The sequence below is a fragment of the Chitinilyticum litopenaei DSM 21440 genome, from assembly GCF_000428145.1.
In the GTDB taxonomy this organism is placed as follows: domain Bacteria; phylum Pseudomonadota; class Gammaproteobacteria; order Burkholderiales; family Chitinibacteraceae; genus Chitinilyticum; species Chitinilyticum litopenaei.
In genome coordinates this window covers 50,581-63,713 of record NZ_ATZJ01000022.1, presented here as the reverse complement: position 1 = coordinate 63,713, position 13,133 = coordinate 50,581, and the positions used below count along the sequence as shown (strand labels likewise).

Here is a 13,133-nt window from a genome sequence, read left to right as displayed (position 1 = left end):
GCGCTGTGCTGCATGATCGTCCCGGCTATCAGCGAGGTCTGTTTCCGGCACTGCGTGCACTGAAAGAGGGGATGCGTGCGGTTCCCGATGCGGTAACAGGCGGTGTGCTGGCAATGCGGACAACGGAAACCCTGTGGCCAGCGGGCTTTTTCCAGTGCGGCCTGGCATTGCGGCTCGGTGCCAAAGCGCCGCTGGAACTCCGGTAGCGAGAGGCCGCGCTGAAATTGCACGAGATTCATGGACATGATTGCTCTCCTGCTTGGGCTCTGCTTTCAGCATAGTTCAGCAAAAATCTGTAAGCTGAGGAGTCTTGCTAATCAGGAATGACTTTGTTCAAGGGCAAGGTGCGCTCTTCTGAAGGCTCGTCAGAATTTGCGCCAGATCAAACTTGCGTTTATAATTTTCAATAATTCTTGAAATTACAAAAACATGGAAAAGCCATGAATCTCACACCACTGAACGAACGCTTCGTGCTGCACTTTGGCGAGATGGGCAGCCGCTGGGGGGTCAACCGCACGGTGGGCCAGATTTACGCCCTGCTCTTCATCAGCCCGCAGCCGCTGAACGCCGACGACATCGTCGAGCAGCTGGGCATGTCGCGCTCCAACGTCAGCATCGGCCTCAAAGAGCTGCAGAGCTGGCGGCTGGTGCGCCTTGTGCACCTGCCGGGCGACCGCCGCGACTACTTCGCGACGCCGGACGACGTGTGGGAAATCTTCCGCACGCTGGCCGAGGAAAAGCGCAAGCGCGAGGTCGACCCGACGCTGTCGCTGCTGCGCGAGGCGCTGCTGCAAGAGCCGCAGGACGCGGCCGAGGAACACGCACAGCGCCGCATGCGCGAGATGCACGAGCTGATCGAGCTGCTGACGACCTGGTTTGGCGACGTGCAGCGGCTTGAGCCGGCCATGCTTGAGCGCCTGCTGAAGCTGGGTACGCAGGTCACCCGTTTTGTCGATGCCGCCAGCCGGCTTGGCCGCAGCAAGGAGGACTGACATGGATTTCGACGTACTGACGCTGTCGCGCATCCAGTTCGCGGCCAACATCACCTTCCACATCCTGTTTCCCACCATCAGCATCGCGCTGGGCTGGGTGCTGCTGTGGTTCAAGACGGCCTACCGCCGCAGCGGCGATGCCGCCTGGCTCGACGCCTATTACTTCTGGGTCAAGGTGTTTGCGCTGACCTTTGCGCTCGGCGTGGTCAGCGGCATCACCATGAGCTTCCAGTTCGGCACCAACTGGCCGGGCTATATGCAGACGGTGGGCGACATTGCCGGCCCGCTGCTGGCGTACGAGGTGCTCACCGCCTTTTTCCTGGAGGCGACCTTCCTCGGCATCATGCTCTTTGGCAGGCAGAAGGTCGGCGAGCGCATGCACACCTTTGCGACCTTTCTGGTGGCCTTTGGCACCACGGTGTCGGCGTTCTGGATCATCGTGCTCAACTCCTGGATGCAGACGCCGGCCGGCTTCGAGATGGTCGATGGCCGCGCGGTGGTCACCGACTGGCTGGCCGTGATCTTCAACCCGTCGATGCCCTATCGGCTGAGCCACATGCTGCTGGCTTCCGCGTTGACCGTCGCCTTCCTGGTTGCCGGCGTGTCGACCTGGCGCTGGCGCCGCGGTGATCGCTCGGGCGGCGTCGCCAACGCGCTGAAAACGGCGCTCATCATCGCCGCCGTGCTGGCGCCGCTGCAGGCTTTCCTGGGCGATCTGCACGGGCTCAACACGCTCAAGCACCAGCCGGCCAAGATTGCCGCCATCGAAGGCATCTGGCACACCGAGCGCGGCGCGCCGCTGCAGCTGTTTGCGCTGCCCAACGCTGAAACCCGCACGAATGACTACAGCATCGCCATCCCCAAGCTCGCCAGCCTCATCCTCACGCATGAGCTGGATGGCGAACTGAAGGGCATCAGCGCGTTCGGCGACGACCATCCGCCGGTGGCCAAGGTGTTCTGGAGCTTTCGCGTGATGGTTGGCGTCGGGCTGGCGATGCTGCTGATCGGCGTGCTCGGCGCCTGGCAGTTCTGCCGGCGCGGCACGCTGGCGCCGTGGCTGAGCCGCGCGCTGGTGTGGATGAGTTTCAGCGGCTGGATTGCGACGGTGGCCGGCTGGTATGTCGCCGAAATCGGCCGCCAGCCCTGGCTGGTGCAGGGCGTGCTGCGCACCGCCGACGCGGTGACGAAGGTGCCCGGCGGCATGGTCGCCAGCACGCTGGTGATGTATCTGCTGCTGTATGTCGTGCTGCTGGCCACCTATGTGAGCGTGGTATTCCACATGGCGGGCAAGGCCAGCAAGGCCGCCCTTCAATCCGCACAGGGAGAATGACATGGAATTCTGGTTGCCCGTGATTTTTGCCGCGCTGATGGCGCTGGCCATGCTCATCTATGTGATTCTGGATGGCTATGACCTTGGCGTCGGCCTCTTGCTGCCACTGGGAAATGCCGAAGAAAAGGACACGATGATCGCCAGCATCGGCCCCTTCTGGGACGCCAACGAAACCTGGCTGGTGCTGGGTGTGGGGCTCTTGCTGGTCGCCTTTCCGCTGGCGCACGGCATCATCCTGGGCGAGCTGTATCTGCCGGTGGCGGTGATGCTGCTGGGGCTGATCCTGCGTGGCGTGGCCTTTGACTTCCGCGTCAAGGCGCGCGACGAGCACCAGTATGCGTGGAACATGGCCTTTGCCGCCGGCTCGCTGCTGGCCGCGCTGGCGCAGGGCGTGATGCTCGGCCGCTTCATCACCGGTTTCGCCCCCGGAGCCATGCCCTGGGGCATGGCGCTGATCTCGGGTCTGGCGCTGGCTGGCGGCTACATCCTGCTTGGGGCATGCTGGCTGATCCTGAAAACGGACGGCGCGCTGCAACTGCGGGCGATTGCCTGGGCCCGGAGCAGCCTGTATGCCGCGGCGGCCGCCGTCGTGCTGGTGTCGATCGCGACGCCACTGGCGAGCGCGCGCATCGCCGAGCGCTGGTTTGCGCTGCCGACCGTCTTTCTGCTCGCGCTGGTTCCCGTCGTGACCGCCGCGCTCTTCGCCGCGCTGTGGCTGCTGCTGCCGCGCCTGGCCAGGCGCGAACCCGCCGCGCGCGAACGCCTGAGCCTCGTGCCCTTCCTGCTGGTCGTCGGCATCGTGCTGCTGGCCTTCTACGGCCTGAGCTACAGCGTGTTTCCGTATCTGGTGATCGACCGGCTCACGCTGTGGCAGGCCGCGGCCAGCACGGCTGCGCTGCAGGTGATCTTTTATGGCGCGCTGATCGTGCTGCCGGTGATCGCCGCCTACACGGTGTTTGCCTATCGCGTGTTCCGCGGCAAGGCGAGCGAGCTGCGCTACGACTAACTGGCGGTTGAAAAAGTCGGTTTTTCCGGCAGCATCAAGCACCGGGCAAAGCCCGGTGCAAACGGCCTCTTGAAAAATCAATGGTTTACAATTTGCTTTTCATACATTTTCCTGATTGGAAACCCTTCGCAGCAAACCAAAAAACCCATTGAACCACAGAGACACAGAGGAAGCAAAACCCTGAGAATTGCCTGGACGTGCTCCGGTTTTTCTCTGTGTTCTCTGTGTTCTCTGTGTTCTCTGTGTCTCTGTGGTTGATTTGGGTTTTACTAAGAAGTCTTGCTAATCAGGTACATTTTTCCCGGCTTTGCCGGAAAAACGAGCCGCAGGGTGTTTTTCAACACCCTGCCAAGCGCCGATTACCAACATACTTCACCATGTATTTCCGTACACCCCTTTCACAGAATTGGCTGTGCGGCAATACCCATCAGGAAACCGTGCGAATCTTGCCAGCCACCCAGATCGCCAGCACGCCGGCGGCGCAACTGGCCAGCCCCACCCAGCCATAGCGGTGCCAGACGCCATGGCTGTCCTGCGTGAGCACCATGCCGGCTGCCAGCGAGGCAATCCCGGAAGCGAAATTCTGCACGGCCGAATTGAACGCCATCAGCCGCCCGCGCAGCTCGGGGCGCGTGGCAGCGGTGACCTGCGTGGTGGCCGGGATGAAGCGCCCGCTGACAAACACGAAAAACAGCACGGCAATCGCCAGCTGGCCGGACAGCCCCACGGCCAGTGTTTGCGTGACCAGCACGATGGGCAGAAAGCTCAGCACGATCAGCCAGCCCACCACGCGGCGCGGCGTGTAGCGGTCGGTCAGCCGGCCGATCACCGGGCGCGTGAAGATGGTCGCCGCGCCGCCGGCCAGATAGATGTACATCAGCTGCTCGGGCGCCAGCCCCACATTGGCGACCATGGTCGGGGCGATAAAGGGAATCACCGAGAAGCCGGAAACCATCAAGAGCGCCGTCAGCCCCACCGCCCACCAGTGGTTGCGGTCAGATAGCAGCTCGCGGTAGTTGGCCAGCCAGCCGCCAGGCGTACGCGCCAGATGGTCGCGTACCGGCGGCACCGCGCGAGTCATCAGCAGCCACAGCAGCGCGCACACGCCTGCCAGCACATAAAACGGCATGCGCCAGCCCTGGTGCGCGGCCAGCCACAGCCCCAGCGGCACGCCGGCCACGGCCGACAGCGAAAAGCCCAGCATCACCCAGCTCATCGCCCGGCCACGCCGCTCAAGCGGGATCACATCGCCGACAATCGCCAGCGTGATCGAGCCCAGCACGCCGCCGAACACACCGGCGACGATGCGGGCGGCCAGGAGGCTCGCGAAGCTGCCGGCCAGCGCACACAGCAAGGTTCCAACGGTCAGCCCCGCATAGCAGAACAGCAGCGCATGCCGCCGATCAAAGCGATCCGCCTGCGAGGACGCCAGCAGCGCCGAAACACCGGCTGCCAGCGAATAGGACGACACCAGCAGACCAAACTGGCCGGTGCTGATGCGCAGATCGGCGATCAGGTAGCTCGCGAGCGGCATCATGATCATGAAATCGACGATGGTGGTGAACATCACCAGCATCAGCGCCAGCAGCAGCAACATTTCGCGGCGGTCGGTCATAGTGGCTCACGGGCAGGATCAAAGCCCGAGTGTACGCCCGTCAGTCAAGGTCGAGAACGGTTCTCACTGTCGCGATTTGTACAAGCATCTCTATACAAGCACATGTATACGTATGCAGCCATTTACGCGAAATGGCTTCAGGCATATACCCATAGCATCGTCCACTCATTGCCTTGCAGGCTATAAAGGAGCATCACCGGCGATCTTGGCCGGGCAGACCACGCAGCGAGGTGCAGCATGCAAGTCGGCGTCCCGAAGGAAATCAAGATTCATGAATACCGCGTCGGCATGGTGCCGGCCAGCGTGCGCGAGCTGACTTCGCGCGGCCACCGCGTGCTGGTCGAGACCGGCGCGGGCGCAGGCATCGGTTTTGGCGACGACGCCTATCGCGCCGCCGGCGCGGACATCGCGGCAAACGCCGCCGAGGTCTTTGCCACGGCCGAACTGATCGTCAAGGTCAAGGAGCCGCAGGCCGGCGAGCGCGCCATGTTGCGAGCCGGCCAGTTGCTGTTCACCTACCTGCATCTGGCTCCCGATCGCCCGCAGACGGAAGAATTGCTCGCCAGCGGCGCGATTGCCATTGCCTATGAAACGGTCAGCGACAAACAGGGCGGACTGCCGCTGCTCGCGCCGATGTCCGAAGTCGCCGGACGCATGGCGGTGCAGGCCGGCGCGCGCGCACTGGAAAAATCGCAGGGCGGCGCCGGCATTTTGCTCGGCGGCGTTCCCGGCGTCGCGCCGGCGAAGGTCGTGGTTCTCGGTGGCGGCGTGGTCGGCGCCAACGCCGCGCGCATGGCGCTGGGTCTGCACGCCGACGTCACCGTGCTCGATCGCAATATCGACACGTTGCGCCGCCTTGACCGCGAATTCGGCGGCGTGGTGAAACTGATCTATGCGACGCAGGAAGCGACCGAGCGACTGATTCTCCAGGCCGACCTCGTTATCGGCGCGGTACTGCTGCCGGGCGCCGCCGCGCCCAAGCTGATTCGCCGCGAACACCTGGCCCAAATGCGCCCCGGCTCGGTGATCGTCGACGTCGCCATCGACCAGGGCGGCTGCGCGGAAACCTCGCGGCCAACCACGCACGACAATCCGGTCTATGTGGTCGACGGCATCGTGCATTACTGCGTCGCCAACATGCCCGGCGCGGTGGCGCGCACGTCGACCTTCGCGCTGAACAATGCCACCCTGCCCTATATCGTGAAACTCGCCGACCTGGGCTGGCGCGCTGCGCTGCGCTCAGACGCGGGCTTCCTGGCCGGGCTGAACGTGGCGGAAGGCAAGCTCACCTGCAAGGCCGTGGCCGAGGCGCATGGACTGCCATTTCACGAGGCGCAGGCGCTGCTGTGAAATGTGTGCCTGTGCCCAACGGCATACGTACGATTACGCTACGCTAATCGTACCTACGCGGGCTGCGTCTCTGCGTCGGAAGCCTTTCGTCTTTCAAACCCACAAAGCAGAGTCAACCGCTCAGGCAGCCAGGCGCTTGCGCACCGCTGCAACAATCCCCGCGCCATCCAGCCCGCAGTCGGCCAGCAGCTGTTTCTGTTCGCCATGCTCGACATAGGCATCGGGCAGGCCGAGCTGGATCACCGGAACCGACACGCCACAGGCGGCCAGGCATTCCAGCACGGCGGAGCCGGCGCCGCCCATCACCGCGTTCTCTTCGACCGTCACCAGCAGCTCGTGGCCGGCGGCGAGCTGAGCCACCAGCTCACAATCGAGCGGCTTCACGAAGCGCATATTGGCCACGGTGGCATCAAGTGCCTCACCCGCCTCGAGCGCGGCAGCGAGCAAGGTGCCGAAGGACAGGATGGCGACTTTGCTGCCCTGGCGGCGGATTTCGCCCTTGCCCCAGGCGACACCGCTCATGGCCTTTTCGACCGCGACGCCCATGCCGCTGCCGCGCGGATAGCGCACGGCGGCCGGGCCTTGATGCTGGTAGGCCGTGTAGAGCATCTGCCGGCATTCGTTTTCATCGGCAGGCGCGAGCACCGCCATGTTCGGAATGCAGCGCAGGTAGGACAGATCGAAGGAGCCGGCGTGCGTCGGGCCGTCGGCGCCGACGAGACCGGCGCGGTCGATGGCAAAGGTGACATCCAGATTCTGCAGCGCCACGTCGTGGATCAGCTGGTCGTAGGCGCGCTGCAGGAACGTGGAATAAATGGCGACCACCGGCTTGAGCCCCTCACAGGCCAGCCCGGCGGCGAACGTCACCGCGTGCTGCTCGGCAATGCCGACGTCGAAATAGCGCTTCGGGTACTCATTGTGAAACCTGACCATTCCGCTGCCTTCGCGCATCGCCGGCGTGATGCCGACCAGCTTTTCGTCAGCGGCGGCCATGTCGCACAGCCAGTCGCCAAAGATCTGCGTGAAGGTCGGCTTGCCGGCGCTCTTGCCCGCCATGCCGTCACAGGGCGTGAACGGCGTGACCGCGTGGTATTTCACCGGGTCGTCGACCGCCAGCTTGTAGCCCTGGCCCTTCTTGGTGACCACGTGCAGGAATTGCGGGCCTTTCAGTTCCTTGATGTTAGCCAGCGTGGTGACCAGCGTTTCCATGTCGTGGCCGTCGATGGGGCCGATGTAATTGAAGCCCAGCTCCTCGAAAAAGGACGCCGGCGTGAAGAAGCCCTTGACGTGCTCCTCGCCCTTTTTGGCGAGTTCCTTCAGCGACGGCAGGCGCTCGAGCACCTTGCCCGAGGCATCGCGAAAACCGTTGTAGAACTTGCCCGACAGCAGCTTGGCCAGGTAGTTGTTGAAGGCGCCGACATTGGGCGAGATCGACATTTCGTTGTCGTTGAGAATCACCAGCAGGTCGATGTCGTCGCGGTGGCCGGCGTTGAACAGCGCCTCAATCGCCTGCCCTGCGGTCATCGAACCGTCGCCGATCACGGCAATCGCGCGGCGTTTTTCGCCCTTGAGCAGCGCGGCCTCGGCCATGCCAAGCGCGGCGCCGATGGAGGTGGACGAGTGGCCGACGCCAAAGGTGTCGTATTCGCTCTCCTCGCGCTTCGGAAAGCCGGCCAGCCCACCGTATTTGCGCATGGTGCCCATCTGGCTTCGGCGTCCGGTCAATACCTTGTGGGGGTAACTCTGGTGGCCGACGTCCCACACCAGCCGGTCTTCCGGGGTGTTGAACACGTAATGCAGCGCGATGGTGAGATCGACCGCACCGAGGTTGGACGCAAAATGCCCGCCGGTCTGGCTGATCGATTCCAGCAGGAATTCGCGCAATTCGCCGGCCAGCTGCGGCAGCTCGCGGCGGTTCAGTTCGCGCAGGTCGGCGGGGGAGTCGATACGCTCAAGCAGGGAATACTTCATCGGTACGGTCATGGTTTTCTTCTTGTCACGGCAATCCGGCCGATATGGCCCGCAGCGGGCGCAAACGCGGCCGGATGCTGAAATCCGCTCGGTTCAGGAGCGGCGCTCCACAATGAATTCGGCCAGCGCGGCCAGCGCCACGGCCTTCTCGCCAAACGGCGCCAGCGCATTGAGCGCCTCGGCCTTCAGGTCGGCCGCCTTCTGCTTCGCGCCGCCCAGACCCAGCAGCGAGACATAGGTCGGCTTGTTGTTCGCCGCATCCTTGCCGGCGGTTTTGCCCAGCGTGGCCGAATCGGCTTCGCAATCAAGAATGTCGTCGACCACCTGGAAGGCCAGACCGACGCACTTGGCATAGGTATCGAGCCTGGCGCGCTCGTCGTCCGACAGCGGCCGGCCGCAGTAGGAGCCCAGCAGCACCGCGCAGCGGATCAGCGCGCCGGTTTTCAGAATGTGCATCAGTTCCAGCTCGGGCAGGCTCAGCTCGCGCCCGACGCTGTAAAGATCGACGCCCTGGCCGCCGCACATGCCCAGGCTGCCCGCCGCGCGCGCGAGCAGGCTGACCATTTTCAGCTGGTCGGCCGGCGTTGCGGCCAGCGGTCGGGCAGAGAGCACGTCGAAGGCCTGCGCCTGCAGCGCGTCGCCGGCCAGCAGTGCGCTTGCCTCGCCGAACGCCACGTGCACGGTGGGCTTGCCGCGGCGCAGCACGTCATTGTCCATGGCCGGCATGTCGTCGTGCACCAGCGAATAGGCGTGGATCATTTCCACGGCCGCTGCCGCGTATTGCAGCTTGTCGGCGTCGGCGTCGGCGACCAGGCCGGCGGCAAAGGTCAGCAAGGGGCGCACGCGCTTGCCGCCGTCGAGCACGCTATAGCGCATCGCGTCGTGCAGGCGTTCGGGCAGCTGTGTTGCCGGCGGCAGCGACGCGGACAGACAGGCTTCCATGCGCGTCTGTACATCGCTCATCCAGGACTTGAAATCAAAATCGGCCATTGTGGTCTTTTCGGTCGGTTCGGCAGGGGTCTGGCCCGCCCGGCGGGCTGTCGGGGTTTTTTGGTGCTGGCAATCAGCCCGGCAATCCATCCGGCGATTGTGCCGTGGCGGCGCCGGTGGCGTTTTGTTCCACGGCAAGCGGTTTGAGTTCGCCGGCTTCCAGAATGCGGATCTGCTGTTCGGCATCGGCCAGCCGCCCTTCGCAATAGCGCAACAGCTCGATGCCGCGCTGGTAGGCGGCGAGCGAGGCGTCCAGCGGCAGTTTGCCGCTTTCCATTTCACCAACGAGCTGTTCGAGTTCGCCGAGCCCGGCTTCAAAGCTGGCGGGAAGTTTTGCCTTGGCCATGCGGATGCCCTTGTTTTGCGCGGTTTGCAGCTTCAAACCGGTCATCAGTCAAATCGACGAACCTTAGCGGCAGAGCCGATACTCGTCAAGGCGCGCGCCGTGTCACGCTTTGGCGACGCGCACGCACGGAAAGATGACATGCCGGACGCAAACGTCTACATTACGCGCGCCTTTCCCAATTCATTCATGCAGGAATCCCACCATGGCCGGTGCCAGTCTTCTTACCCTGATCGACGATATTGCGACCATTCTTGACGATGTCGCCGTGATGACCAAAGTGGCCGCCAAGAAAACGGCCGGCGTGCTGGGCGACGATCTGGCGCTCAACGCCGAGCAGGTCTCCGGCGTGCGCGCCGAGCGCGAGCTGCCGGTGGTGTGGGCGGTGGCCGTGGGGTCGATGAAGAACAAGCTCATCCTCGTGCCGGCCGCGCTGGCGATCAGCGCCTTCGTGCCGGCGCTGATCCTGCCGCTGCTGCTGTTGGGTGGCCTCTATCTGTGTTTCGAGGGCGTGGAGAAGGTGCTGCACAAGGCGCTGCACAGCAAGGAAGAAGACGAAAGCGCGCACCAGCAGCTGGTCGCCGCCGTGGCCGACGAGAACGTCGACCTCGTCGCCATGGAAAAGGAAAAGATCAAGGGCGCGATCCGCACCGACTTCGTGCTTTCGGCCGAAATCATCGTGATCGCGCTGGGCACCGTCGCCGGCAAGACGCTGGGCATGCAGTTCGCCGTGCTGGCCGGCATCGCCGCGCTGATGACGGTGGGTGTGTATGGTCTGGTGGCGCTGATCGTGAAGCTCGACGACATCGGAGTGTATCTGAACCGCAAGGGCGGCGCGGCCGCCACGCTGGTCGGCAATGCGCTGCTCGCCACCGCACCCAGGCTGATGAAGGCGCTGACGGTGATCGGCACCATCGCGATGTTCATGGTGGGCGGCGGCATCGTCAGCCACAGCCTGCCCTTCCTGCATCACGGCATCGACCACATGGCCGGCCTGTCGGGCATCGTCGCGCCGCTGGTGCCTTCACTGCTCAATATCGTGGTCGGCCTGATCGCCGGCGCGCTGGTGCTGGGCGTTGTAGCCGGCATCGGCAAGCTGCGCGGCAAGAAAACTGCCGAGCAAGCCAGGGTATAAGGCCAAGACCAATACGCAATAAAGCCAGCAAGGCAATACCCGAAAGAATACTCAGGCCCGCAACAAGCGGGCCTGAGTGTTTTGCGCCCCTGCCCCGGGCGCCTGGCCTGCCGTTCACCTTGATCCAGCGCAAATTCCCGCAGTCCCCGTTTGCTTCTGCGCCCGACCTTACCCATAGTGAACCGGGGTAAAAATGGCGGCGCAAGCCGGCAAGCCGGGCTTCTTAGCAGCGGGAGAGTGAAACCATGAGCGAACGGCTGGCCATTCGGCCTGACGGCACGGCAAGAATGGCAGGCGTCACTGCCGCCGCGCGCAACCAGGAGGCCATTCGCACGCCTGGCGTTGCCGATCTCGCCCCCTGCCCCGATTGCCTGGCCGAGCTGTTCGACCCGCAGTCGCCGCGCTGGCGCTATGCCTTTACCCACTGCGCGCAGTGCGGGCCGCGCCACACCCTGACCGCAGGCTCGCCGACCCTGCGCGACACTACCGCGATGCGGTGTCCGGTCTGCGCCGCGCGCCATGCCGACCCGGCCGGCCGCCATTTCGAAGCACCCGCGCTGGCCTGCCCGCACTGCGGGCCAAGGCTGGACCTGCAGCTGGCCAGCGGCGCCTCGATTGCCCGCGATGTGCCGGGCGATGCCCGCCTCACCGGCTATGCCATTGCCGCCACGCTGGCGCTGCTGCGCCATGGCGCGATTGTCGCCATCAAGGGCGTGGGCGGCTTTCACCTGTGTTGCGATGCCCGCAACGAGCAGGCCATTGCCCGCCTGCGCGCCAGAAAGCCGCGCGCGCGCAAGCCGCTGGCGATCATGGCCGCCAATACCGCTTCGCTGGCCGGCGAATGCGCCATCGATGCGCACGAGTCCGCCTGGCTGGAAAGCCCCGAGCGCCCCATCGTGCTGCTGCGCCGCCAGCCTGGCGGCACGCTGCCCGCCAGCCTGGCGCCCGGGCTGGCGTCGCTGGGCGTGATGCTGCCCTGCTCGCCGCTGCACTATTTGCTGTTTCACGCCGCGGCCGGCAATCCGCCCGGTATGGACTGGCTGCAGGCGCCACAAGCCATGCTGCTGGTCATGACCAGCGCCAACGCCTCGGGCGCGCCCGTCTGCATCAGCGAAACCGAGGCGCGCGAGCAGCTGGCACAGGTGGCCGACGCCTTTCTGGTGCACGACCGCCTGATCGCCGAGCGCAATGATGATTCGGTGCTGCGCGTGCGCAGCGACGGCAGCGCCTGCTTTCTGCGCAGGGCCAGAGGGTATGCCCCCATACCCTTTACCCTTGCTGCGCCTCAAGCCAATACCCAGCGATGTGTACTGGCGCTGGGCGCCGAACTGAAAACCACACTCTGCGTGGCCGGGCAGGGCCTGGCTCATGTTTCGCCACACATCGGCGACCTGGCCGACGCGCGCAGCTGCCGGGTGCTGGCCGGGCAGGCCGAAACGCTGCCGCAACGGCTGGGGCTGCGCCCCGACCTGATCGCCTGCGACAGCCATCCGGATTTCTACAGCACGCGGCTGGCGCAGGAGCTGGGGCAAACGTTCAGCGCCCGCGTGCTGCATGTCCAGCACCATCACGCCCACATCGCCGCCGTACTGGCCGAACACGGCCATACCGGCCCGGTGCTCGGTCTCGCGCTCGACGCCTATGGCTATGGCAGCGACGGCAAGGGTCGCAATGGCAGCTGGGGCGGCGAATTGCTGCGGGTTGACCGCCAGGGCTGCCAGCGCCTCGGGCATCTCGCCCTGCTGGCCCAGCCCGGCGCTGACAAGGTCACGCGCGAACCCTGGCGGCTGGCCGCCGCCCTGCTGGCACGGCTTGGCCGTGCCGGAGAAATCCCCCGCCGCTTTGCCCACGCGGACGCAGCGCGCGTCGCGCGCCAGCTGCAGCAGATGCAGACGCTCTCGCACACCAGCAGTCTGGGCCGGCTGATCGACGCGGCAGCCGCGCTGCTGGGCGTGTGCGAAATGCAGGATTACGAAGCCGAAGCCGCCCAGCGCCTGGAAAGCCTCGCCAGCCCGGCCGCGCCGATGACGGACGGCTGGCAGATCAACGCCGCCGGGCAGCTCGACTTTCTGCCGCTGTTTGCCCGGCTGGCCGATGAAACCGACGTGCGCGCTGGCGCCAGCCTGCTGCACGCCACGCTAGCCGCCGGCCTGGCCGACTGGCTGATCGCCAGCGCGCGACAGCAGGGGCTCGCCACCGTTGCGCTTGCCGGCGGCTGCTGGGCCAACCGCCTGCTTGACGAGGCGGCTGGCCAAATCCTGCAGGATGCGGGGCTGACGTTGCTGCGCGCGGAACGCATGCCCCCGGGAGATGGCGCCATCAGCCTGGGCCAGGCCTGGGTCGCCCTGCAGCAAGCAGGCTGACCGCCGCCCTGGCCGGCAATCCGCCGCTCGCGGTCGTA

The 13,133-nt window shown here is 65.1% G+C and carries 11 protein-coding genes; 6 read left to right on the top strand and 5 right to left on the bottom strand.

The window, feature by feature from the left end:
* Positions 1 to 245: transposase (locus C515_RS0110255; protein ID WP_043649063.1), on the bottom strand; the 245-nt coding region annotated here is incomplete at its 3' end.
* 195 nt (positions 246 to 440) lie between these two features.
* Between C515_RS0110255 and C515_RS0110250 the strand changes: the two genes are divergently transcribed.
* From C515_RS0110250 to C515_RS0110240, 3 genes are read left to right on the top strand one after another with little or no spacing between them, the layout of a single operon-like run.
* Entirely contained in the window at positions 441 to 992 is a 552-nt protein-coding gene (locus C515_RS0110250) for a GbsR/MarR family transcriptional regulator (RefSeq protein ID WP_028455459.1), read from the top strand.
* A gap of 1 nt (position 993) precedes the next feature.
* A complete protein-coding gene (locus C515_RS0110245) occupies positions 994 to 2,322 on the top strand; it encodes a cytochrome ubiquinol oxidase subunit I (protein ID WP_028455458.1) in 1,329 nt (442 codons plus the stop codon).
* A 1-nt stretch (position 2,323) separates the two neighbouring features.
* Positions 2,324 to 3,328: a cytochrome d ubiquinol oxidase subunit II gene (locus C515_RS0110240; protein ID WP_028455457.1), complete on the top strand. Its 1,005-nt coding sequence runs from the start codon at positions 2,324 to 2,326 to the stop codon at positions 3,326 to 3,328.
* 427 nt (positions 3,329 to 3,755) lie between these two features.
* On the opposite strand, the gene C515_RS0110235 is transcribed toward C515_RS0110240, so the two are convergent.
* Positions 3,756 to 4,943 (bottom strand): MFS transporter, encoded by a 1,188-nt coding sequence (locus tag C515_RS0110235; protein ID WP_028455456.1) that lies wholly within the window; start codon positions 4,941 to 4,943, stop codon positions 3,756 to 3,758.
* Between the two features lie 237 nt (positions 4,944 to 5,180).
* On the opposite strand from C515_RS0110235, the gene ald reads away from it, so the two are divergent.
* A complete protein-coding gene (gene ald / locus C515_RS0110230; protein ID WP_028455455.1) occupies positions 5,181 to 6,293 on the top strand; it encodes an alanine dehydrogenase in 1,113 nt (370 codons plus the stop codon).
* A gap of 120 nt (positions 6,294 to 6,413) precedes the next feature.
* On the opposite strand, the gene dxs is transcribed toward ald, so the two are convergent.
* From dxs to C515_RS20565, 3 genes are all read right to left on the bottom strand, one after another.
* Entirely contained in the window at positions 6,414 to 8,276 is a 1,863-nt protein-coding gene (gene dxs / locus C515_RS0110225; protein ID WP_028455454.1) for a 1-deoxy-D-xylulose-5-phosphate synthase, read from the bottom strand.
* Between the two features lie 81 nt (positions 8,277 to 8,357).
* Positions 8,358 to 9,254 (bottom strand): polyprenyl synthetase family protein, encoded by an 897-nt coding sequence (locus tag C515_RS0110220; protein ID WP_028455453.1) that lies wholly within the window; start codon positions 9,252 to 9,254, stop codon positions 8,358 to 8,360.
* 73 nt (positions 9,255 to 9,327) lie between these two features.
* Entirely contained in the window at positions 9,328 to 9,645 is a 318-nt protein-coding gene (locus tag C515_RS20565; RefSeq protein WP_081686888.1) for an exodeoxyribonuclease VII small subunit, read from the bottom strand.
* Between the two features lie 157 nt (positions 9,646 to 9,802).
* Here C515_RS20565 and C515_RS0110210 point away from each other — a divergent pair, with 157 nt between their 5' ends.
* Together C515_RS0110210 and hypF are read left to right on the top strand one after the other, a co-directional pair.
* Complete coding sequence (locus tag C515_RS0110210) at positions 9,803 to 10,732, top strand: DUF808 domain-containing protein (RefSeq protein WP_028455452.1); 930 nt, start codon at positions 9,803 to 9,805, stop codon at positions 10,730 to 10,732.
* Positions 10,733 to 10,977: 245 nt separating this feature from the next.
* Positions 10,978 to 13,095, top strand: coding sequence for a carbamoyltransferase HypF (gene hypF, locus C515_RS20560; RefSeq protein ID WP_081686887.1), 2,118 nt, complete (start codon positions 10,978 to 10,980; stop codon positions 13,093 to 13,095).
* Positions 13,096 to 13,133: the final 38 nt, after the last annotated feature.